Genomic DNA, 21415 nt, shown 5'->3' with positions numbered 1-21415 from the left:
GATCAGGTCCTCACAGCAGGTGGGCAGACCTCGGGATCAGAGGTACTGGCCGCACACGGGCCATGCGCCCGGTCCCTGAGTTGCGAGCACGTTCTCCGCGACGCGGATCTGCTCGTCGCGCGACGCGTTGGACGCGCTGCCGCTACCGCCGTTGGCCTCCCAGGTGCTCTGCGAGAACTGCAGGCCGCCGTAGTAGCCGTTGCCGGTGTTGGTTGCCCAGTTGCCGCTGCTCTCGCAGTTGGCGACGGCATCCCAGTCGTGTCCGTCTGCGGAGGCGGTCGCGGTCGCGACGCCGAACGGAGCAAGTGTGAGCGCGCCGATGATTCCGGCACGAAGGGCGGTCTTCTTCATCCGCGTGGTCATTGTTCCTCCTATCAGTCACCCGGTAAGGACGAATTGAGTGGGTGTCGGGTGACTCGAATTTGGACCAACGGCGACCTTACGGAGTGATCACGGAAAGGTCACATCGACTTTCTGACCTGCGCAGCGAGGATTAGCGAAGATAAATCTGACATTTTCATGTGAAATGCCTGCGCACTGCGGCGTTTTGCTGTGTTATTTAGCGAGTTTAGCGGTCGCCTATACTGTGAGACAGATCACCTCCATATTGTGGTCCGGCGCACAGATATCGTCGAGTTGCTCAATAATGCGTGTAGAGAAATGAGGGCGAAATGTCGGAAATCAATTCCACGACGGTCACCGTGTCTCACGACGGACCGCTCGGCTACCTCACGCTGACCGATCCGCGTCGACGCAACGCTCTCTCGACGTCGACGATGCAGGCAGCCACAACCGCGCTGCGCGAGTTCGATAGGGACCAGGACGTGCGGGTGGTCGTCGTTCGAGCAGAAGGGCCGGCCTTCTCCGCTGGACACGACCTCACAGAACTCGTCGACAGAACTCTCGACGACGAGGAAGCGGTTTTCGCGACGTGTGTCGAGCTGATGACGACCATTCATGAGATCCGCCAACCGGTGATCGCGCAGGTCGCCGGGCCGGCTTTCGCGGCAGGTTGCCAGTTGGTGGCCACCTGCGACCTCGCGGTGGCGTCCACGACTGCCTCGTTCAGCACGCCGGGAGTACGGATCGGGTTGTTCTGCTCGACCCCGATGGTTGCCCTGACCAGGGCGATCGGACGCAAGCGGGCGATGAAAATGCTGCTCACCGGAGAACCGATCGACGCAGCGACAGCCGCGGACTGGGGACTGGTCAACGACGTCGTCGAACCCGATGCTCTCGACGCCGCTGTTCGCGATCTCGCGCTGCAGATCGCGTCGTCGAGCGCGTCGACCCTGGCGATAGGCAAGCGTGCCTTCTACCGGCAGATCGACGAGTCCGAGCCGCAGGCGTACCGCTCGATGAGTTCGACGATGGCCACCAACGCGATGACGTGCGATGCGCAGGAGGGCATGACGGCCTTTCTCGCCAAGCGAGAGCCGGTGTGGTCAGATCGGTGACCTGCAGATGACCCTGTCTCAGGCCGTGCTCTCGCCGCCGTCGCCCGCACGCAGCGTCTGCTCCTCTGCCTCGCGGATTCGTTCCTCCCGATCGTTGTGCCGTCGCGCGTCCTCGACCTCGTCTGTGGTCGGTCGGCCCGAGGAGACCAGCACGTCGGCCCAGCGGGTCGACGGATCGATGTCGATCAGGAGCGACTTGCACAGCAGCGTCAGCGGGATGGCGAGAAGCGCACCGAGCGGACCGATCACCCAGGCCCAGAAGATCAGCGACAAGAACGTGACCGTCGTGGTGAGGCCGACGGAGTCGCCGACGAACTTGGGTTGGATCACCGACTGGATCACGAAGTTGATCGCCGAGTAGACAACGATCACCCACAGCGCGAGGGTCCAGCCTCCGTCGAGGAGCGCCAAGATCGCGGGCGGGATGACTCCCAGTACGAAGCCGATATTCGGGATGTAGTTGGTGATGAACGAGAGCAGGCCCCACAGCAGCGGTAGCGGAATGCCCATCAGCCACAGGGCGCCGGTGTCCAACACGGCCACGATGAGGCCGAACACCGTCGAGACGACGAGATAGTTTCGCGTGCCCGAGGCGAACGTCTGGAATGCGTGCGCCACGTCGGGGCGAACCTTCTTCAGAACGTCGTAACGCTCGTCGGCGTTGATCGAATCGACGGCCATGAACAGCAGGACGGTGAGCACCAGGATGAGGGCCGACGCCGCGTTCGCCGTGCTCGACACGACGTCGCCGACGACGTCGAACACCTTGCCCGCGTCGATATGCGAGAGCATGTCGTTGACCTTGTCTTCTCCGATGCCGTGGTCGGACAGTGCTTTCTGGACGTCGTCGATGAGGTCGTTGAACTTGTCGCTGTACTGGGGAAGTATCGTCGCGAGCCGTGCGACGCAGTAGATGACCGAACCGAAGAGTCCGAGGATGATCCCGTAGACCAGTAGGACCGTCGCGAGGAACGCCGCCCACTTGGGCCAGCCCTTGCGCCGCAACCAGCCGGGCACCGGTGCGACAGCGACAGTCATGATCAAACCGACGAACACGGGCCCGACGATCGATCCGATCGATTTGATACCCAAGACCGCGACAACAATGCCCGCGATGGTGAGCAGCACCACCGTTCCGCGAGGCAGTGCCCAGGTCGGCGAACCGGGATCGTCGACAGCCGTCTCGCCGCTGGTCGAGGCCGATGCGCTCGTGTCGCCGGTCGCCGCTTCTTTCTCCGCTGTCGGCTTCCGTGCGGCTACCTCGTCCGAACCAGTGTCTTCGTCCGCCATGTCGACCTTTCTGTCGGCGTCGGCCCCCGCAGATATCTCGTGTGACGCAGCAATCTCGATGACGCAGCAGCACTGCCCATGGAGCAGTTTTCCCTACAACGGGACTACCTAGAACGGGATTGCCCAGAACGCAGCGCTCCCTGTGACGGTCGTGACGAAGAAACCCGTCGCGCTCAGCATATAGACGCTCGTGCCACTCGCGAGAGAAAAACACGCGCATGCCCGGGGTCAGTCGATCCAATTCCTGGTGTACAGATCCTGCCACCGGACGTCGTGGTGGTCGAGGGGCCGAGAACGGACGCGAGCACGGTCGCGACGACCTCGCGTACACGATCGGAATCGGCGACGAGATCGTCGTGATAGCGGGCGATGAGTCCGATACGCACCCGGCTGATTCCGTTTTTCGGGCTGCCCTCTGCTTGCTGGCCGTCGGTGGTCTCGGCGCTGTCGATGCCGTCCGGGCCGTCGAGTTCCACCAGCACGACGAGTCGGCCGAGCGTATGTCGGATGCGTGTGGCGAGCAGTTGTTTGACGACGCGGTCGTTGACACGCACCGTGCTCTCATCGGTGTCGAGGAGGCGGCCGTTGCGTCGTACGCGACCGAGTTTTCCCGTGATCGAGGAGATCAGCTGCGCGATGTCACGGTCGGGCTCCTCGAGTCGGCGGCTGGCCTCCACGAGCCAGGCGTCGGTCTCGTCGGAGTCGTCGTCCAGAATCTCGTAGCGGTCGTCGAATTCGGTGCCGGGAGAACCCGCGCCGCGGGTTGTCCTGCCTGTTCGCGTCATCGTTGTCCTCCTCTCATCGGACCCGCCCCTGTGCTGGTCGTGCCTGTGCTGGCTTGCTCGTCGTTGGTCGCGTCGGGCCGCCAGGGGGCAAGGCGGGTCGCGAGGTACCGCCTACTTCGTTGTAGGTGCCCGCGGACCGAGCCGACAGAGATCTGCAAGACCCGTGAGATCTCGGTGAGTGAGAGTCCCTCGGCTTCTCGCAGCCACCATACGGCGCGCGATGTCTCCGGAAGTGTCGTCAATTCTCGACGCAGCGCATCGACGAGAGATGTGTGCAGCACGTCGTCGGCAGGAAGTGGATGAGGGTCGGTGAGGTCGGCGAACCGTTCTTCCGCGGTCGGAATGTCTCGGCGTCGACGCCAGTGGTCGACGGTTCTGCGATGCGCAATCCCGAACATCCACGTCTTGAACGAACTGCGAAAAGCGAAGTCGGGTAGTCCGCGCCATGCGTCGAGGAGTGTGTCCTGAGCCAGATCCTCCGCGGTCTGCGGATCGTCGACCATACGGCGTAGGTAGCGCAGCAGCGAGGGCGAGAGTTTTGCGACGAGTACCGAGAACGCCTCGGCGTCGCCTGCTGCCGCAGCGGCAGCGAGTTCATCCTCGGAGAAGTCGCTCAACGCGGCGGCCGGTGCAGGCGTCGACGGACCTGGTGCGGAGCGCAGCGTCGGACCCGGCGCGCCCGTGTGTCGGCCCGCCGCTGTCGGTGACTCGTCACTGTGTCCGGCGTCACGCGAATTCACGCGTGCAGATATCGGATTCACTACGACTGACCTTATACGGGCGCGATGAGGAAGCGGGTCAAAGATCCCGCCGTCACCGCCCCCGTCCCGGTTACCGCCGGACGGCGCGCCGAAAGGTCGGCGCGAGCGTTCGAGGTCGTCGGGACCCGTCGTCTGACCGTCCACATGGGACGAGAATGAGGAAAGAGGAGCGTCATGGCCGAGAACGCAGCCACAGGAACCGCAACCAACCAGTCGGGCACCACCGGCACCGAGGGCGCGAAGAGCAGCGCCGTCGCACTGGCTGATGCCTCCAAGAAGGTGGCGCCCGCCGGAGAGCGCGGCAAGACGTCGATCGCCGACCAGGTTGTGGCCAAGATCGCAGGCATCGCGACCCGCGAGATCAACGGCGTCTACGACGTGGGCGGCGCGACCGAGCGCATGGTCGGCAAGGTCCGCGAGGTGATCCCGGGCACGGGCACCAGCACCACACAGGGCATCAACGTCGAGGTCGGGGAGCGGCAGGCCGCCGTCGACGTCTCGATCGTCGCCGACTACGGCGTCGCGATTCACCAACTCGCAGCAGCCATCCGACGCAACGTGATCACCTCGATCGAGCAGATGACCGGTCTCGAAGTGACGGAGGTGAATGTCACCGTGCACGACATCCACTTCGGCGACGATGACGACGACGACTCGTCGAGCACGCCGCGGGTCCAGTGATGTCTGAGTCTTCCCAATCCGAGTCCTCGCAAGCGGGATCGGTTGCGCAGCAGGTCGCCGCGGCTGCGCAGGCGGTGCCTGGGGTCACGGGTCTGCACGCCGGAGTTTTCGGCGAGGTCGCAACCTATCTGCCCGGGAGCCGGGTGAGCGGTGTGCGCATGTCCGACGACTCCGGCGAGGTGCACATCATCGTCGACATCAACCACGACCTGCGCGCGGTTGCCGACGACGTTGTCACTGCCGCGTCGCAAGCAGCGGGCGTGCCGGTCTCCGTCGTCGTCGAGGACGTTTCGGTGGGACCCGCCGAGTCCCACGACGCCCCCGAGAGCACATCAGGCGGGGATACGGCCGCAGGGGAGATCCCCGTTGGCGACATTCTCGTTGGTGACATTCCCGTTGGCGACATTCCCGTCGGGAGTACATCGGCGCAGGCAAATCCAACTCGATCAACAGAGGTGAACAACGATGAGTAACAACGCTGTCGTCGGTCTCATTGTCGGATTGCTCCTCGCAATCGCGGCAACGACCGGAGGCTTCACCGGCTTCATCCTGGCCATTGTCCTCGGAGCGGTGGGACTGGTCATCGGGCTGCACCGCGACGGTGTGCTCGATCTCGGCCATGTGCTGAAGAGTCGGAACCGTGGCTGATGCAGTCACCGTCACCCGCGGCGACCTAGGCAAGTCGGCGGTCGGCACGGCAGCGCCCGCACTGTCTCCAGAGGCCGCCGACTCGTCCGACCCAGGGGCGCGCGGCAGTCTGATTCTCGACGACCGCGTCGGCGAGAAGATTGCCGAGCGGGCCGCACTCGGGGTAGACGGTGTGATCGAATCCGACGGCAAGGGTACGTCGGTACTGAATTCGCTCAACCCGCTTGCGGGCGGCTATCCGTCCGCGTCGACCGACATGTCACAGACCGCGCCGGTCATCAAGCTCACCATCTCACTGCAGTGGCCGTGTGCGGTTGCCGCGGTGTGCGCGGAGGTTCGTGATCACGTCGCCGCCGAGGTCACCCGACTGACCGGAGTGCGTCCCGGACGCGTCGATGTGACGGTCGCCGAGATCGTGACGGCCACGCAGGCAAAGCGTCGCCAGTCGGGGTTCGTCGAGATCCCGAATCCGTCGGCTGAGTCCGGGAATTCGCCGGATCGTGTGGACCAGAAGAGCGATCGAGACCAGGACACCAAACCCAGCGAGGAGGAGTCATGAGCACGGCCGCGCCGGACGCCACGCCAGACGCCAAGACCCCAGAAGGCAAGCACGCAGAAGGCAAGCACGCAGAAGGTAAGCACACAGAAGGCAAGCACGCAGAAGACAAGCATGTACGTGCCGTGATCCGCGCTCGTACCGCTGACACGCACAAGGGCAAGGTCTTCAATCCCTCGGCAGGGCCGAAATCCGTTGTGTCCGGGGTGATCATCGGCGTCCTACTGCTTGCGTTGGTCGCGGTCGCCATCCACGACCTGCTCGTCGAAGTGGGTTGGATCTCGGGCACCCGGTGGCTTCAGGCCGCTGCCGACTGGCTCGACGGCGCGACGTGGCAGGACTGGATGTGGGCTGCCGCAATCGGTTTCATCATCGTCGGCCTTCTCCTGCTGTGGACGGCATTGGCACCGCGCAGGCGCACGCACGTCAGTCTCGGCGATTTCGAGGTCCTCTGGACTCGGCGAGGCGATGTCGCACGCCGATTCAGCACGGCCGCGCTGTCGGTGCGGGGCGTCGAACATGCGACAACAGTCGTCGGACGACGGCGCGCCAAGGTGCTCGTGACCACCGACTCCGAGGTCGACGAGTCGGCGCTGCACGACACGCTCGATGGTGTCGCGGCGTCGTTGGAGAAGCCGTTGCGCGTGAAGCTCAAGGTTGTCACCCGACACAAGAAGGGGGCATCGCGATGAACCGCGGACCCGCGTCATTTCATCGGATAACGGCAGGGCTGATCGGTCTGATCTGCCTCGTCGTCGGAGTGGGTGCAGTGCTGTGGCAACTCGACGTGCCCAAGGTTCGGGAGTGGGCGGACCACCTCGATTCGGGCTGGCCCGCACGCCTCGACGGCACCGATTGGTGGACGTTGGTGCTGTTCGGGATCGTCCTCATCGGATTGATCTGGGGATGGTCACTGATCTCCACGGCCATTCGCCCGAGCAAGGTCGACAACCTCGAACTCGCAGGCAGCAACGACGACGGCGACCTGGTCGTCGCACCCAAACTGATCGCGAACGCGGTCGCCGCCGACCTCGCGACACACACGATGTTCGACGACGTCTCGGCCAAGGCGCTCGACGACAGGGGCCGCAAACTCATCAGGGTCACCGTGACGGCTCCTCCGACCTACTCCTACGACGAGGTCGCCGCCGTGCTCGGACCCGAGATCGAGCTGATCCGGTCGGCCGTCGACGGTTCCGACGTGCACGTCCAGGGCCTCGTCCACTTCGAAACACCCACGAGCTGACCGGGTCTCGCCGGATGCAACGGATGTCGGCCGCGGATGTGGTGCCGTATTGGATGGCGCCGATCATCCCCAACGACCAGTTCGTCGTCTACGTCTTCGCCGACGACCGTCCGGGCGACGCCGGTGAACTCGCAGCGTGGATCGCGACGAGGGCGGCGGGCGTCGCAGACTTGAGACTGCGCGTCCTGGACATCCCGTTCACTCTCGATCGGCCCTACTGGGTGCACGCCGACATTCTGCCGAGCCAGTTCGTCGTCGACGACGCCGAGCGCACCTGGCAGGACTGTCTGGCCATCTTGGCGGACCGGATGTCCGAGCAGCTCGATCCGACTGAGATGGCCTGGCGAGTACACCTTTTCGCGCACGTGTCGGGCGTTCCGGGCACCGAGCACTCTGGCGTCGAGGTTTCTGACGCCTCTGCCGGCCCGAGCGGCGGCGTTCGTGCCGGGGTCGTCGTCGCCCTGCAGGTCTCACATGCGCTCGGGGACGGTCGACGCACCGCGGCGATCACGCGCGACCTCTTCGGACCCGTGGCGCCGATGCCGGCGAACCCCGCGTATCCGTTACGTGCACTTCCGGATTCGACGTTGCGCGTCGCCGGTGCGGTCATCGGTGCGGCGCGTCTACCCGCGCAGTTCGCGTGGATGATCGCCCGCGGATTCGTTGCCTGGCAACGATATCGGGCGGCTCCACCGCAACAGGCTGCAGGAGTGCCGCTCTCGCGGCTGAACCGTGCACCGGGCACGGGCCGAACCCTGCGCACGCTCACCGTCGAGCGTGATGCTCTGCGCATCGGTGATCGTGGTGTCACAGTCGGGGCGCTGGTCGCGATTTCGCTGGCGTTGCCGACGTTTCTCGGTGACCCAGACGGCCGCCTCGTTGTCGAGCTCACCGTTGCGAGGAACTCACAGCGGCCGTCACGCGACAACTTCCTCCGGAAACGCTCTCGCCGCAACGACTTCCGCAACGTCGGCGTCGACCTCCACGTCGACTAGCCGGATCTTGCGCAGCGAGCTCGCCTGATCGCCGGCGAGATCGACGCCGCCCGCCGCGCCGACGAGGACCCGGCGCGCGTCGCGTCGCGTGCGGCCACCGCCGCGACTCCCGCCGCGTTGACTCGCTGGGGCATCGGCCATTTCGACCCGACGGCAGTTCCCGAACGCATCACCGGAGTCACCGTCGTGTCGTCGGTGAACCGTGGTGCGGGCGACCTCATGCTCGATGGCAGACCCGTCCTCGCGACAACGGGATTCCCTGCACTCTCTCCTGTGCAGGGGCTGACGCACGGCGTGCACGGAATCGCCGATCAAGTCACCATCTCCGTGACGACGTCGCCGGAAATCGCTCCCGACGTCGACGACTACCTGACGTTGTTGTCCGAAGCGATAGACCAGCTCGACGCCGTCAGGACCAGCGGCGTCAGAGCTGGTCGTGCGGCGCCCGCGATGGATCGTGGCCGCTCGGAAGGGAATTCCGTGGGCCACGTGTGAGCCGCTTCGGCAGTCGGTCGGCGAGCCCGCCGAGCGGTGCCACCGTCTGGTTGAGAAGGTCGACGGTCTCTGCGAGTTCGTGAACGGTGTCTTGCATCGCGATGAGATTCGGTGCGAGCGTTGCGATGACCTCGGTCAGTTCGGTGATGCGATCGAGCGTGCCGCCGGGCGTGATAGCTCGCTCGACCGCCCCGTTCTCGCCGACGAGCTGGTCGAGAAGACCTCCGTCGGCCGCGAGCCGGTCGAGGACGCCACCGGGCTCTGTCGCCTTTTCGAGCACGCCACCGGGAGCGGTGAGCTGGTCGACGATCCCGCCCTCGGACGTCAGGCGCTCGAGGATGCCCTCGTTCTCGGTGAACTGGTCGACGACTCCGCCCTCTCGGGTGAGCCGGTCGAGTGGCCCGTCCTTGGCGGTGAGCCGGACCAGGATGCCGTTCTCGTCGGTGATCTGGTCGAAGATCCCGCCCGGGGCCGTCAGCTTCTCGAGAAGTCCGTCCTTGGCGGTGAGGCGATCGACCACGCCGCCGGGCGTCACCAGCCGCTCGAGCGGACCTCCCGGCGCGATAAGCCTGCCCAGTGGGCGGTCGGGCGACATCAGATCGCTCAGTTGAGCCAGCAGCGCGAGCGGAGCGCGTGCGCCGCCGAGTTCGGCGCCGGAGACACCGATGGCCTGTCCGATCTCGTGCTGGACACTCGTCGCAGTCACTCGCGCAATGGTGACCGCCGATTCCGCGGCGGTCAGTGCCACGCCTGCTATCGCGAATCCCAGGCGGAACGGCAGGTCGACGGCCGAGCGGATGTCCACAGGCACGATGTCGGCGTCGGTGCCACGTTCTTCGACCACCACGACACCCTAGCCTTTCGACGACGCCTGATCGCCTGCTTTCGCCGCTGCCTTGGCGGCCTTCTTGAAGTCCCGAACCTTCTGCAGTGAGTCGGGGTCGGTCACGTCTGCGACCGAGCGAAATCCCTTCTTACCGTAGTCGCCGACGACCGTGGTCCAGCCTCGCGGGGCGACGTCGAGTTGCTTTGCGAGGAGTGCCGTGAAGATCTTCGCCTTCTGATCGCCGAACCCGGGCAGTGCGCGGATGCGGTCGAACAGTTCTTTGCCGGTCGTTGCCGTTGTCCACAGCCGCGCGGTGTCTCCCTCGTATTCGTCGACGATGACGCGGGCGAGTGCTTGCACCCTGCCGGCCATCGAGCGGCCGTAGCGGTGGATGGCGGGCGGTGTGGCGCACAGGTCGGCGAAGGCCTCTGGTTCGGCGTCGGCGATCGCCTCGGGATCGAGCGAACCGAACCTGTCTTGGATCTTCGCGGGCCCGGCGAAGGCACGTTCCATCGGAAACTGTTGGTCGAGCAACATGCCGGTGAGCAGTGCGAATGGGTCGGTCGACAGCAGTTCGTCTGCGGCTGGGTCCTGGGCAATCTGCAGTTTTGCCATGGCTTCATCCTAGGGACTTCTACACTTGCGCCATGCGCGAAGGGGTAGTCGGTGCAAGCAAGGTCGCGACGCGCCGGGTCGCGGCGCTCGTGGGTGCCGCAGTGGTCGCCGTCACGGGACTGACGACCGTCGGCGTCGGCGGTGCGCAGGCGATTCCCGAGTACAGCAACCCCAACTTCGTGACCTCGTTGAGGTGCGACAGCGCCAACCCGTGGCCCCTGGGGCCGTTGCGCATCCACGTCGATGTCTTCAACGGCATCCGTTTCCCCTCGGACGGCCTGCCGCCCCCGGCCATCGAACTCATCGGAACCGATCGCAGCAAGGCAGGACTCGTCGAGTACTCCATGGACGTCACGGTCTCGTGGCGCAACCTGGCGACAGGCCGCACGGGTGTGGTCAGTGCGCCGAGCCGGGCACGAAACATCTCCTGGCAGATCGACATTCATCCGGGTGCGGGGCCGGTCTCGTTCGTCATTCGACAGAAGATCGGGGCCATTGCGTTCCTGCCGATGGTCAACCCGCAGTTCTCGACGTGCCGCGGCACCGCAACTGCTTTCTGAACGCCCGACTGTCACGATCTGAGCTCGATCTCGTCGCCCTGTCACGGTTTCGGGTGTGGTGCCGTGCAAAACGCCTTCACGCTGAACAACATTGGGTAACGTGAAAATCACGTCTGGGGCGCTGGGGCCCCGCGAACCGAGCATCGAGGCGAGGTCAGGCAATGTCACAAGCTCGTTCTGCCCCTTCATCTGATCAACACACTGCGCGGGTCATCGGCGTCAGCGTCGCGGCGGCCGTCGGCGGATTCCTCTTCGGCTTCGACAGTTCCGTGGTCAACGGCGCCGTCGACTCCATCCAGGACACCTTCGGGCTGGGATCGCTGTTCAAGGGCTTCGCCGTCGCGATCGCGCTGCTCGGTTGCGTTGTCGGTGCGTGGTTCGCCGGTCGTCTCGCCGACGTGTGGGGTCGCAAACGCGTGATGGTTCTCGGTGCGGTGATGTTCGCAGCATCGGCCATCGGAACCGCCTACACGCAGACGGTATGGGATCTGCTCATCTGGCGTGTGATCGGCGGACTCGGCATCGGTATCGCGTCGGTGATCGCTCCCGCCTACATCGCCGAGATCGCACCGGCGCGCTATCGCGGGGCGCTCGCGTCGATGCAGCAGTTGGCCATCACGCTCGGTATCTTCGCCGCGTTGTTGTCGGACAAGCTCTTTCAGCAGGCCGCGCCCGGCGGTGACCCGATGAACACGTTGTGGTGGGGGCTCGAGGCCTGGCGGTGGATGTTCCTGGTCGGCGTCATTCCCGCGGTGGTGTACGGCATTCTCGCGCTGCTGATCCCCGAATCTCCGCGGTATCTCGTCGGGCACAATCGCGACGAGGAGGCCGCCCGCATCCTGCAGGAGGTCACCGGGGAGCAGCATCCGCTCGACCGTGTCAAAGAGATCAAACTGACCGTCAAGCGTGAATCGTCGGCCAAGCTGTCGGATCTGCGCGGTCCCTCGTTCGGTCTGCATCCGCTTGTCTGGGTGGGTATCTGGCTGGCGATCTTCCAGCAGTTCGTCGGTATCAACGCCATTTTCTATTATTCGACGAGCCTGTGGACGTCCGTCGGCTTCAGCACCGACTCCGCGTTCACCACGTCGGTCATCACGTCGGCGATCAATGTGGTGATGACGTTCGTGGCGATTCTGTTCGTCGACCGCATCGGGCGGCGGGTGCTGCTCCTCTGGGGTTCGGTCGGCATGTTCATCGGGCTCATCATGGCGTGCGTTGCGTTCACACAGTCGCACTACAAGGAGACCGGTTCTGTCGGCGATACGCAGTGCACCCCGGGGAACACCAATTCCGATTGCCTGACGCTCAACGGGCACTGGGGTGTCGTGGCGCTGATCGGAGCCAACCTCTTCGTGATCGCGTTCGCCGCCACGTGGGGTCCGGTCATGTGGGTCATGCTCAGCGAGATGTTCCCCAACCGAATCCGCGGGGTCGCGCTCGGTGTGTGTACCGCCTTCAACTGGTTGGCGAACTTCACCATCTCGATGCTCTTCCCGGAGGCCAGCTCGACCCTCGGACTCGGGTGGGTCTACGGCTTCTTCGCGTTCTGTGCCGCGGCGTCGTACTTCTTCGTCAGGGCGAAGGTGCGTGAAACGAAGGGTCTCGAACTCGAGGAGATGGATGCTGTTGCGGCAGACGATCTCTCGCGCTTCGAGGCGACGAAGCGGGCCAAGTCGAGTTAGGTCAGTCGAGTTAAGTCTGAATTCAGTCGGTCTCGGCTGACCTGGCGATGTCGACGGCATCGGTGAGCAGATACTGTGCCGCGAAATAGCTTGCGAGAACCCAGACTTCGCTGAGGCGTCGCACCGTGGCGCCCGCGATCAGGTGGCGGCGGTTGAGAATCGTGAAATCCGATGCGAGGAACAACAGCCCGCCGATGCGAGCCGAAGGCTGCGGGGTATCTACAGTGCCCGCGAGGGTCGACATCGACGCCAACGAGGTGCCGTACGGCGCCAGCACGAGCAGGGGGCGAGGTCGGTTGGCGGCCAGGATCGCAGCCGACTCGCCCAGCGCCGCCATCCTCGGTACGAACGCCTTGACCGTCGGCCGGGCACCGCGGCGCCACAGCAGTGCGCAGTAGCTGAGTTGGGCGACGCCGAAAAGCGCTGCACCCGTGGCGAGTCGACGGTCTTTTGCCACGCGATCGGCTTCGGTGTCGGTCGGCGTGAACTCTTCGACGAGCATCGCGCGGTCACCTGCCGCAGAAAACGCTATGGCGCAGGCGAGTAGCGCGTCGTCGATGCCGAGACCGGTGTGGTGTCGTTCCTGTCGACGCAGCAGTGCTCGCCCCGCGAGCAGCACGAGCGGGATCGGCTTGGTGAGCGCCGCGGTGCGTCGTGTCCCGAATGCTCCCGCGACGCTCGCGGCAGCCGACGCCGCCGCGTAGGCGAGAGGAAAACTCGCCGACGCGGCTCGCTGTCGGTCCGCCATCAGCGCATGGTGGTGGCGATGAACGACCGGATGTCGTTGTCGGCCATCCGGTTTGCGCTGTCGGCAGACAGGGTCAGATACGGTCGCGGGGAGACCTGCCTGTCGGCCATCCGGGCGTCGTTGATGTAGTTCAGTGTCAGGGGCACGATCACGGACGGGTCGACGAGGCCCTGCGTCATCATCACCGGTCGGGTGAAGCCACGAACCGGCAACACCGAGGCCGCCTCGAGAACGCCTGCGAGCTCGCGATTGCCCGAAAGTGGTTTGGAGAACAGCGATCCCAGTGATATGCCATCGACCTCGCGGGTCAGATCGGCGACGCACAGTTGCGCGGCGCGGTTCAACCAGCTTCTGCCGCTCTCGGTGAGGTAGTCAACGACGTCGACGGACGGGCGCGCGCTGCTGATGGCGCTCAGGGTGTAGAGGGCGTCGGCCGTCAGCCCGGCGGGCAGGTTGACGGTGCCCGGGCCGAGCTTGGTGAGCAGCGACGAGAATTGGGCCGGGATCGACGATGCGGCGGCACCGCGGAAGTCCAGAGTGGAGCCACCGAGTGTTTGGCCGATTCGAGCGAGTGTGACGGCGGCTGCAGCACCCTGCCCCTGACCGACGACTGCCCAGCGACGCGAGACATCGCTGCGTAACGATTGGGTGGCGCGCACGGCGTCGACGATATTGCGTGCGGTTGCGTCTGTGTCGAAATACTGTGGCGTGCCGGCGGTTCCGAGTCCTGCGTAGTCGGTGCTCACCACTGCGTACCCACGCGACAGCCATGTGCGTGCCTGGTCGAGATCGGCGACGGTTGGCCGCACCGACGGTGCGCACCCGTCCGCCAATCCACGCGAGCCGTGTGCCCAGGCGATCACCGGGAATCCGCCTGCGGGAACGGAACCGAAGGGCGTCAGGAGCACACCACTGGATTGTCGCGGCTTGTGATCTGCGCCGGTTGTCGCGTAGGTGAACACGGTGCCATTCGCCGCGCCGGGCACCAGATCCGGCTGTGGGATCGACCGGCGCGAGTACACCGAACCTGCCGACGCCCCGGTGGCTGTGGTTGCCCCGGTGGTCGTGGTGGCATCGACACTCGTTGTGGCGCCGGAAGTCTTGGCGGTGTCCGATGAGGACTGCGTGTTACCACCCGACAGTGGTGGCGCGGCCGATGCCAGGGCAGGTGCTGCTGCGAGGCTCACGCTGACCAAGGCTGCGCACGTCGCTACCCGAAGTGATCTGTCCGATGCGTGATTTCGCCTCCGTGGCCTCCGACGCCGAGATGACGTGGTCACTTGGCGTTCACCACGCCGACTGCGGGCAGGAAGAAGCACGAGCGTCCCGCGTTGTTCGAGGTTCCGTAGATGGCGGCGAGAACGGTGCCGCTTCCGGTCTTGACCGGTGCGAGGCGCACACCGGACAGCAACGGCTGCAGGGCCTTCGCGCGCGCATCCGTCACCGGGGCGAGCTTTTCGAAGCCGCCCTGGAGCGTCGAGGTGTTGAACCACGCGACCTGCATCTGGCCGTCGTCGGCCGTGCCGGTGCCTATGGTGGCCGGGACGAATGCGAACGCGGTCTCACCCTTGTCGACGAGGTTCAGCTTCTCCGGCAACGTGATGCCGGGGATGAGTTTCAGCAGCGGCGCCAGGGGCTCGACGACCTTCATCGGCTCATCCTTGGCGGGCCAGGGCCCGGGTGCCGCACCGGCAGCGCCTGTCACGAGCCCGAGCGGGTTGTCTTCGGTCGGCGTTGCGCAGAACGGTGCGATGGCGGGCGAGAACGGTTGGATGCCGAGCAATTTGAGAACGGACCCGACGTCGGAACCGGCGACGGGATGGGGTGCGACGCCGGTGGCGCTCACGTCGCGCGAGGCCGACGCGCCACCGAGGGCAACGGAGAGGGTGTTGAGTTTGCTCTCGATGTCGGCGGTGGAGAGTTGCCCGAGCGAGGACTTCACGGCCTCGGCCGCCTTGAGTGCCATCTGGTCGACGCCTGCGGCCTTGAGCACTTTGACTGCTTCTGCGAGCTCGTGGTCGAGGGGAACGCTGCCGAGCGCCTGAGGATCGGGAGCGAGCGTCGTCGGCGGGGTGGGCAACGCGGGTGCCGCCGATGCCGTCGCCGGGACGACGAGCAGCATCGCGGCTGCCGTGACCGCTCCTGCAACGCCCACGCGGATTCGACGGCGGTTCTGCTCGCGGCGACCGGTTGCGGTGGGTTGAGCCGACATCAGCATGCTTCTCCTCGACACGACCATCAGCCCACGCGTCGTAGCGTGGTGCTGATGTGACAGATGTTTCTAGAGTTACAAGAGACCACGGTTGAGGTTGGCTCTGCAAGTCGCGAGTCCGAGCTGTGATGTGCATGCGACCCCGACGCGATCCCCGACGCCGCCCCCGAGCGATGCGATCCGACGGTCTGATCTCGGGTGCCGGAAACGACAAAGCCGGGGAAGCATGTGTTGCTTCCCCGGCCTTTTGCCGAGAGTGCTACCCGGGTCGGATCAGATGATCGCGAGCCCGATCGTCGGGATGATGGTGCAGCTGAGCACCTTGCCCTTGGTCTTGGTGGTCACGTCGCCGTAGATCGTGGAGATCACGCGTCCCTTACCGGTGGATGCGATCCCGGTGAACGTGCCCGGTCCGTCGGTCGCATTGATCAACGCGTTGCGCTTGAGCTGGAACTGGCCGGTGCGGCCGTTGTCGATGTTGATCCAGCTGACCAGCAGCTTGCGGGCCTGGTTGTTGATTGCGGGACCGGTGCCGAGGCTGGTGTAGACGTACCCGGCCTGTCCGCGCTTGGGGCCGGGGGCCGGCGCCTTCTGCGGACCCGCCGTCACGAGTGCGCGACCGAGGGAGTTGCCACCGCCGGGCATGCAGCCGAAGCCGAGCGTCGGGTAGAGGAACTCCTGAATCTTCGGTGCGTTCGGACCCTGCGGGATCTCCGGGTCGCCGGGCTTTGCGGCCTCGATCCGGGCGACCTGCCGGCGGCCGGGCTCGCCGAGGAAGTCGGTGATCTTCTGCCAGGTGGCGGCGACCTGTGGTGGGAGACCCGGCTGGTCGGCCATCGCGCGCGCCTGCTGCAACAGCTGCGCATTCACCTTGCCGTCCGGTCCGGGGGTGGTGACCGAGCCGATGATCGCGGGCGCGAAGGCTCCGAGGGAATCCAGCGTGCGCTGGTCAACCTTCGTGGCCTGGGTGGGCGCAGGTGCCGCGTGCGCGAGGCTCGGGGCGGCGAGCGAAGCGGCGACGGCGACCGTTGCTGCGGCCACTGCGATGCGGGCGCGACTGGTCAGTGCTGAGAGACGCACTTGTCGGAGTCCTATCGGTTGTCGGTGTAGTTATCGGGCACTGGGACTCATCGAGCGCTATAGATATCGAGGACTGAATCTCGGTGCACTGGGGACCCTACCCGGGCGTCCTGTCCGGAAACGCCGGCGCGTCATTCTAAGCCCCGGCGATGGGGCGGTGTCCAGGGGAGCCTAACGCTGCGAGTGCCGCACTCTTGGTACAGGTGATGCAATTGTTACGAATGTTACGAAGGGACCGGCGCTGCCCGCTGGTCCTCGGAACGTCCGCGACGCACCTGGTTAGATCGACAGAAGTTCGATCAAGATCGGTCTTCTCGATGGTGTGTCTTTGACTCAGCGGTGTCGCCCGACCTCCGTTTGTGTCAGGTGGCGGTGTGTCGGACGGCGCCTATCACGCACGCGAGGAGCACCAGGAGATGTGTGGATCGCCCGGAGATGAGGAGCGCTGGTGACAGACCGGACCGCAATGAGACGCACCCGCTGGCAGGGGAGTAAGCGCAGAAGGCTGATGCGCACCGGTGCCGTTGCCGCAGCGGTCGTCGCCGTCGGAGCGTCGATGTTGACCGCGTGCGGCGACGATTCGTCGTCGAGTTCTCAGGTCACGCTGCTGACCCACGATTCTTTCGATCTCCCGCAATCGGTCTTCGACGAGTTCAAGAAGGAGACCGGTCAGACCCTCAAGGTCGTCAAGAGCGGCGACGCAGGCCAATTGGCGTCGACGGTGTCACTCACGCCCGGTTCGCCCAAGGGCGACGCGGTGTACGGGATCGACAACACGTTCGCGACTCGTCCCATTCAAGCCGGGGCGCTCGAGTCGTACGCGTCACCCGCTCTCGCCGACGGCGCCGACCAGTACGCGGTGCCCGATTCGAACAACGAGTTGACCGCAGTCGACCGCGGCGATGTCTGCCTCAACATCGACGATGAGTGGTACCGGCGCGAGGGGCAGACTCCGCCGAAGAGTCTGCGCGACCTGACCGATCCCACCTACGCCAAGCAGGCAGCACTGATCGACCCCGGCACGTCGTCGCCCGGCATGGCGTATCTACTCAGTACCGTCGGAGTCTTCGGTGACAACTGGCAGGACTATTGGAAGCAGGTGTCCGCGGGGGGCGCGACGATCGTGTCGGGCTGGGAGATCGCCTACAACCAGCTCTTCACCGCGGGAGAAGGCAAGGGCGACAAGCCGATAGTGCTGTCGTATGCCTCGTCGCCCGCAGCGACGCCGGGGACGAGTGCGCTGCTCGACAGTTGCTTCCGGCAGGTCGAGTACGTTGGCGTACTCAAGGGGGCTCCCAATGTGGCGGGCGCCCGCAAACTCGTCGATTTCATGCTGAGTCCTACAGTGCAGAAGGCGCTTCCGTCGTCGATGTTCGTGTACCCGGTGCAGAAGAACACGCCGTTGCCTGACGGCTGGGCACAACGCGCACCGATCCCGCAGTCGACGGTGAATCTACCGCCCGCATACATTGCGCAGAATCGGGAGACGTGGCTTCAGCAATGGCGCAGCGCAGTCGGTCGCTGAACAGCAACCGCCTCGGCCGCTGGCTGCTCGCGGCGGTGCCCGTGGTGTTTCTCGGGGTGCTCTTCGTGTGGCCGGTCGCCGCGCTCGTCTGGCGTGCAATCAGCCAGAACGGCGACGCCGCAACAGGATCGGCGTCGCTGGGGGAGTTGTTCACGCGGACGCACGCGGCACATCTGCTGGGTGTGACGCTTGCCCAGGCCGCGGCGTCGACAGCACTGGCACTGCTGGTCGCCGCACCGATCGTCTGGTTGTCGTCGAGGCTGCACGGAGCGTCGGCGATGATTCTGAGTGTCGTCGTGACAGTGCCGTTCGTTTTGCCGACGGTGGTGGTCGGCGTCGCGTTCCGAGCCGTGTTCGACGGTCCGCTCGCGTTCGCGCACATCGGTTCCGGATGGTGGGCGGTGTTGGCCGCGCACGCCTTCCTCAACGTCGCGGTGGTCGTCAGGGTGGTCGGTGCGTCGTGGCGCGGGCTGGACACTCGTGTCGTGGACGCGGCACGCACGTTGGGTGCCGGTCGGTTTCGTGCGTGGCGGACCGTGATCGCCCCGGCCCTGCTGCCGAGTGTCGGCGCCGCCGCCACGTTGATCTTCCTGTTCTGCTCGACCAGTTTCGGCGTGATCATCATTTTGGGTGGCGGCACGCTGCGCACGCTGGAAACCGAGATCTACCAACAGGCCATCGGCTACTTCCGGATTCCGGAGGCGGTGGCATTGTCGTTGCTGCAGATCGTCGTCGTGGTTGTCGCGCTGGTGTTGACGCGCCTCGTCACGGCGCGGTCGCGAGGTTTCGCCACGAGCACGCGCGCGCCTCGGCGTCGTCGACTGCAGGGGTGGGCGCGAGTGTCCGCGACCCTCGCGTGGGCCTGGACGGTTCTGATCCTGGTCGTTCCGATCGTGGTGCTCGCCGTGCGGTCGGTTCGCCCCGGTCGTGACGGCGCGTGGACACTCGCCGGCTATCGCGCGCTCGCCGACCCGGTCAACGGTGTGACACCACTTGCGACGCTGCGGTATTCGTTTCTCTCCGCGTTGCTCGCGATGCTGATCGCGCTCGTCGTCGGAGTCATGGCGGCGATCGCGCTGCACACCGCGCGTGGCGCGGCGCGGACGGTCGGCGCGATCCTGGCGCTCATCCCGCTCGGGATCAGCGCTGTCACACTCGGTTTCGGCTATCTGATCGTGCTGTCGGAGCTCCCCGCGCGAACGTCGTCCTCGCCGTTGATCATTCCCTGCGTCCAGGCGCTCATCGCCATACCGGTCGTGATCGGGATCATCGTGCCCGCGCTCGACGCCGTTCCCGACCGCGCGCGTGCTGCTGCCGCGACGCTCGGAGCCGGCCCGCTGCGGGTACTGCGCACCATCGACCTTCCCGCGATCGGCAGGTCGTTGGCTGCCGCAGGAGGATTCGCGTTCGTGATGGCGCTCGGCGAGTTCGGTGCGACGAGCTTTCTGGCGCGCGCCGACACGACGACGCTGCCCGTATTGATCGGTTCCGCGCTGAACCGCCCCGGCGCAACACAATTGGCGACCGCGATGGCCGCGTCGATGCTGCTCGTCGTGGCGACGGCCGTGGCGATGGTCGCCGTCGAAGCGCTCAGGCCGCGGTCGGGGGCACCGCTGTGAAACTCGAACTCGAGGGCGTGCGCATCTCCTACGGTTCGCACACGGTGATCGACGGTCTCGACTGGAGCGTCGGGGCAGACGGGCTCGTGAGCGCGCTGCTCGGTCCATCGGGGTGTGGAAAGTCGACGCTGATCCGAGCCATCGCAGGTCTTGAGGAGGTTGAGCAAGGAAGCATTCGACTCGACGGAACCGATCTGGTCCGCGTGCCGACCCACCGCAGAGACTTCGGCGTGGTGTTTCAGGACGGACAATTGTTCGGTGGCAGGAGCGTCGGCGCGAATGTCGCATACGGACTCAAGGCCAGACACATGGGCAGGTCACAGATCGCCGAGCGCGTTGCGGAGATGCTCGAACTCGTCCAGTTGCCCGGCTTTGAACGGCGTGCTGTCGACGAACTGTCCGGCGGGCAGGCGCAACGCGTCGCGTTAGCGCGCGCTCTCGCGCCGCATCCCCGACTGCTGCTGCTCGACGAGCCGCTCGCCGCGCTCGATCGCAGATTGCGCGACGAGCTCGCCGTCGACATCGGTCGCGCGGTGCGGGCGACCGAGACTCCCGCGATCCTGGTCACTCACGATCACACCGAGGCGGCGCTCGTTGCAGACGCCATCTCGGTGATGAGGACGGGCGACATCGTGCAGACGAGTCCACCTGCGCGACTGTGGAAAAGGCCGGTCGACGCGTGGACCGCGCAGTTCCTCGGATGCACGACAATCATTCCGGCGCGACGAACCGACGGCGCCATCAGCACACCGTTGGGCCTCGTCGACCCGAGAGAACTGGGCATCGAGTGTGGTTGGGAATCAGGCGAACTCGGACTTCGTGCAGAGTCGCTCGTCGCGGAACGGCCAGGAGTGCAGCACGCGTCCGGTGACGCCGCTTCGGTCCGTGGCGAGGTCGTCGTGGTAGCCGATCTCCCGGCAGGCCAGAGAGTTCGGGTGTCGACATCGGTGGGAGAGATCGACGCGGTGTCACTGGACGGTGTGTGCGTGGGTGATTCGGTCGCACTACGGTTGCGTCCCGAACACGTTGCGGTGATCGGCACGTGAGCATGCGGACCGTCGTCGCGGGTGCCATCACCTCTTCCGATGGTCGACTTCTGTTGGCGCAGAGGAGTTATCCGGCTCAGGTTGCGGGTCTGTGGGAACTTCCGGGTGGCAAGGTCGAGCCCGGCGAAGAGCTGGCGGCTGCGCTGCGTCGCGAACTGCGGGAGGAGCTCGAGATCGATGTCGAGGTCGGTGCACTCCTCGCCGAGACCGTCGAACTCGCCCACGACCTGACACTTGTCGCGCTCTGGGCGCGGATCGTCGACGGCGTGCCGAGGGCCGTCGAACATTCCCGCCTGGTCTGGGTGAGCGTCGACGAACTCGAAGACATGGCTGCCTCGAACCAGTTGGTTCCTGCCGATACCGCGTGGGTGCCCGAGCTGTGCGAGGTCCTGCGCAAACGCGACTGAGGTCCTTCGTCGGTCCTTCGTCGGGGCGATTGAGGTGACTGTCGGCTCGGTAGATGACAATTCGGTAATCGCCGAGCGGACCCAGTCAATGCGCGGTTTACTGTCCTACACTGCTGCGTCGTGAGGCAGGCGGGTGCCGCGCTTTGCGTCTATCCCGCCACGGTGGCGACGGGCCGAATCG

The 21415-nt window shown here is 65.6% G+C and carries 24 protein-coding genes and 1 pseudogene; 15 read left to right on the top strand and 10 right to left on the bottom strand.

What is annotated here, in order from left to right; translation table 11 throughout:
- Positions 1-36: 36 nt before the first annotated feature.
- Positions 37-363: a transglycosylase family protein gene (locus tag A5788_RS15045; protein WP_049698503.1), complete on the bottom strand. Its 327-nt coding sequence runs from the start codon at positions 361-363 to the stop codon at positions 37-39.
- A 308-nt stretch (positions 364-671) separates the two neighbouring features.
- Here A5788_RS15045 and A5788_RS15040 point away from each other — a divergent pair, with 308 nt between their 5' ends.
- On the top strand, positions 672-1457 hold the full coding sequence (locus A5788_RS15040) for an enoyl-CoA hydratase (protein WP_064870372.1): 786 nt from the start codon (positions 672-674) through the stop codon (positions 1455-1457).
- 18 nt (positions 1458-1475) lie between these two features.
- On the opposite strand, the gene A5788_RS15035 is transcribed toward A5788_RS15040, so the two are convergent.
- The 3 genes from A5788_RS15035 to A5788_RS15025 form a co-directional block, all read right to left on the bottom strand.
- Positions 1476-2747 carry an AI-2E family transporter gene (locus A5788_RS15035; RefSeq protein WP_064870371.1) on the bottom strand — a complete coding sequence of 424 codons (1272 nt, stop codon included), beginning with the start codon at positions 2745-2747 and terminating at the stop codon, positions 1476-1478.
- A 173-nt stretch (positions 2748-2920) separates the two neighbouring features.
- A complete protein-coding gene (locus A5788_RS15030) occupies positions 2921-3532 on the bottom strand; it encodes a hypothetical protein (protein WP_231894278.1) in 612 nt (203 codons plus the stop codon).
- Entirely contained in the window at positions 3529-4149 is a 621-nt protein-coding gene (locus A5788_RS15025; protein WP_231894285.1) for an RNA polymerase sigma factor, read from the bottom strand. The genes A5788_RS15030 and A5788_RS15025 overlap by 4 nt, the downstream gene beginning before the upstream one ends.
- Positions 4150-4467: 318 nt before the next feature.
- Here A5788_RS15025 and A5788_RS15020 point away from each other — a divergent pair, with 318 nt between their 5' ends.
- The 8 genes and pseudogenes from A5788_RS15020 to A5788_RS24500 all read left to right on the top strand — a co-directional run.
- Positions 4468-4974 carry an Asp23/Gls24 family envelope stress response protein gene (locus tag A5788_RS15020; protein WP_064870370.1) on the top strand — a complete coding sequence of 169 codons (507 nt, stop codon included), beginning with the start codon at positions 4468-4470 and terminating at the stop codon, positions 4972-4974.
- Positions 4974-5447 (top strand): hypothetical protein, encoded by a 474-nt coding sequence (locus A5788_RS15015; RefSeq protein ID WP_064870369.1) that lies wholly within the window; start codon positions 4974-4976, stop codon positions 5445-5447. The genes A5788_RS15020 and A5788_RS15015 overlap by 1 nt, the downstream gene beginning before the upstream one ends.
- The gene (locus A5788_RS15010) at positions 5440-5622 is read left to right on the top strand and encodes a DUF2273 domain-containing protein (protein ID WP_049698497.1); all 183 of its coding nucleotides are present in this window, start codon (positions 5440-5442) and stop codon (positions 5620-5622) included. Before A5788_RS15015 ends, A5788_RS15010 begins: the two co-directional genes overlap by 8 nt.
- Positions 5615-6181 carry an Asp23/Gls24 family envelope stress response protein gene (locus tag A5788_RS15005; protein ID WP_064870368.1) on the top strand — a complete coding sequence of 189 codons (567 nt, stop codon included), beginning with the start codon at positions 5615-5617 and terminating at the stop codon, positions 6179-6181. Before A5788_RS15010 ends, A5788_RS15005 begins: the two co-directional genes overlap by 8 nt.
- Positions 6178-6870 carry a DUF6286 domain-containing protein gene (locus A5788_RS15000; RefSeq protein WP_064870367.1) on the top strand — a complete coding sequence of 231 codons (693 nt, stop codon included), beginning with the start codon at positions 6178-6180 and terminating at the stop codon, positions 6868-6870. Before A5788_RS15005 ends, A5788_RS15000 begins: the two co-directional genes overlap by 4 nt.
- Positions 6867-7424: a hypothetical protein gene (locus A5788_RS14995; protein ID WP_064870366.1), complete on the top strand. Its 558-nt coding sequence runs from the start codon at positions 6867-6869 to the stop codon at positions 7422-7424. The genes A5788_RS15000 and A5788_RS14995 overlap by 4 nt, the downstream gene beginning before the upstream one ends.
- Positions 7425-7438: 14 nt before the next feature.
- Positions 7439-8419, top strand: coding sequence for a hypothetical protein (locus A5788_RS14990; RefSeq protein ID WP_331710827.1), 981 nt, complete (start codon positions 7439-7441; stop codon positions 8417-8419).
- Between the two features lie 21 nt (positions 8420-8440).
- Positions 8441-8914 (top strand): annotated as a pseudogene (locus A5788_RS24500) (WS/DGAT domain-containing protein); the annotation flags it as partial.
- On the opposite strand, the gene A5788_RS14985 reads toward A5788_RS24500, so the two are convergent.
- Positions 8844-9758, bottom strand: a complete 915-nt coding sequence (locus A5788_RS14985; protein ID WP_064870424.1) for a hypothetical protein — start codon at positions 9756-9758, stop codon at positions 8844-8846. The pseudogene A5788_RS24500 and the gene A5788_RS14985 sit on opposite strands and share 71 nt — an antisense overlap.
- 9 nt (positions 9759-9767) lie before the next feature.
- Positions 9768-10355 carry an HhH-GPD-type base excision DNA repair protein gene (locus A5788_RS14980; protein ID WP_064870365.1) on the bottom strand — a complete coding sequence of 196 codons (588 nt, stop codon included), beginning with the start codon at positions 10353-10355 and terminating at the stop codon, positions 9768-9770.
- A gap of 32 nt (positions 10356-10387) precedes the next feature.
- Between A5788_RS14980 and A5788_RS14975 the strand changes: the two genes are divergently transcribed.
- Positions 10388-10915, top strand: a complete 528-nt coding sequence (locus A5788_RS14975) for a hypothetical protein (protein WP_064870364.1) — start codon at positions 10388-10390, stop codon at positions 10913-10915.
- A 161-nt stretch (positions 10916-11076) separates the two neighbouring features.
- A complete protein-coding gene (locus A5788_RS14970) occupies positions 11077-12597 on the top strand; it encodes a sugar porter family MFS transporter (protein WP_064870363.1) in 1521 nt (506 codons plus the stop codon).
- 22 nt (positions 12598-12619) lie between these two features.
- Here the strand turns inward: A5788_RS14970 and A5788_RS14965 are convergent, their stop codons facing one another.
- The 4 genes from A5788_RS14965 to A5788_RS14950 form a co-directional block, all read right to left on the bottom strand.
- A complete protein-coding gene (locus A5788_RS14965; RefSeq protein WP_064870362.1) occupies positions 12620-13345 on the bottom strand; it encodes a lysoplasmalogenase in 726 nt (241 codons plus the stop codon).
- Positions 13345-14532: an alpha/beta hydrolase gene (locus tag A5788_RS14960; RefSeq protein WP_231894277.1), complete on the bottom strand. Its 1188-nt coding sequence runs from the start codon at positions 14530-14532 to the stop codon at positions 13345-13347. Before A5788_RS14960 ends, A5788_RS14965 begins: the two co-directional genes overlap by 1 nt.
- A gap of 89 nt (positions 14533-14621) precedes the next feature.
- Complete coding sequence (locus tag A5788_RS14955; protein WP_064907308.1) at positions 14622-15563, bottom strand: hypothetical protein; 942 nt, start codon at positions 15561-15563, stop codon at positions 14622-14624.
- Between the two features lie 267 nt (positions 15564-15830).
- A complete protein-coding gene (locus tag A5788_RS14950) occupies positions 15831-16637 on the bottom strand; it encodes an Rv1157c family protein (RefSeq protein WP_049698488.1) in 807 nt (268 codons plus the stop codon).
- A gap of 466 nt (positions 16638-17103) precedes the next feature.
- Here A5788_RS14950 and A5788_RS14945 point away from each other — a divergent pair, with 466 nt between their 5' ends.
- The 4 genes from A5788_RS14945 to A5788_RS14930 are packed head-to-tail and all read left to right on the top strand — an operon-like array spanning position 17104 to position 21234.
- A complete protein-coding gene (locus A5788_RS14945) occupies positions 17104-18162 on the top strand; it encodes a thiamine ABC transporter substrate-binding protein (RefSeq protein ID WP_049698487.1) in 1059 nt (352 codons plus the stop codon).
- The gene (locus A5788_RS14940; protein WP_064870359.1) at positions 18138-19781 is read left to right on the top strand and encodes an ABC transporter permease; all 1644 of its coding nucleotides are present in this window, start codon (positions 18138-18140) and stop codon (positions 19779-19781) included. The genes A5788_RS14945 and A5788_RS14940 overlap by 25 nt, the downstream gene beginning before the upstream one ends.
- Positions 19778-20827: an ABC transporter ATP-binding protein gene (locus A5788_RS14935; protein ID WP_064870358.1), complete on the top strand. Its 1050-nt coding sequence runs from the start codon at positions 19778-19780 to the stop codon at positions 20825-20827. Before A5788_RS14940 ends, A5788_RS14935 begins: the two co-directional genes overlap by 4 nt.
- The gene (locus tag A5788_RS14930) at positions 20824-21234 is read left to right on the top strand and encodes an NUDIX domain-containing protein (RefSeq protein WP_082938052.1); all 411 of its coding nucleotides are present in this window, start codon (positions 20824-20826) and stop codon (positions 21232-21234) included. The genes A5788_RS14935 and A5788_RS14930 overlap by 4 nt, the downstream gene beginning before the upstream one ends.
- The last annotated feature ends 181 nt before the right edge of the window (positions 21235-21415 follow it).

Origin of the sequence: Gordonia sp. 852002-50816_SCH5313054-c (assembly GCF_001665925.1) — a bacterium.
GTDB lineage: Bacteria > Actinomycetota > Actinomycetes > Mycobacteriales > Mycobacteriaceae > Gordonia > Gordonia jacobaea.
This window is presented reverse-complemented; position numbering and strand designations above follow the sequence as displayed.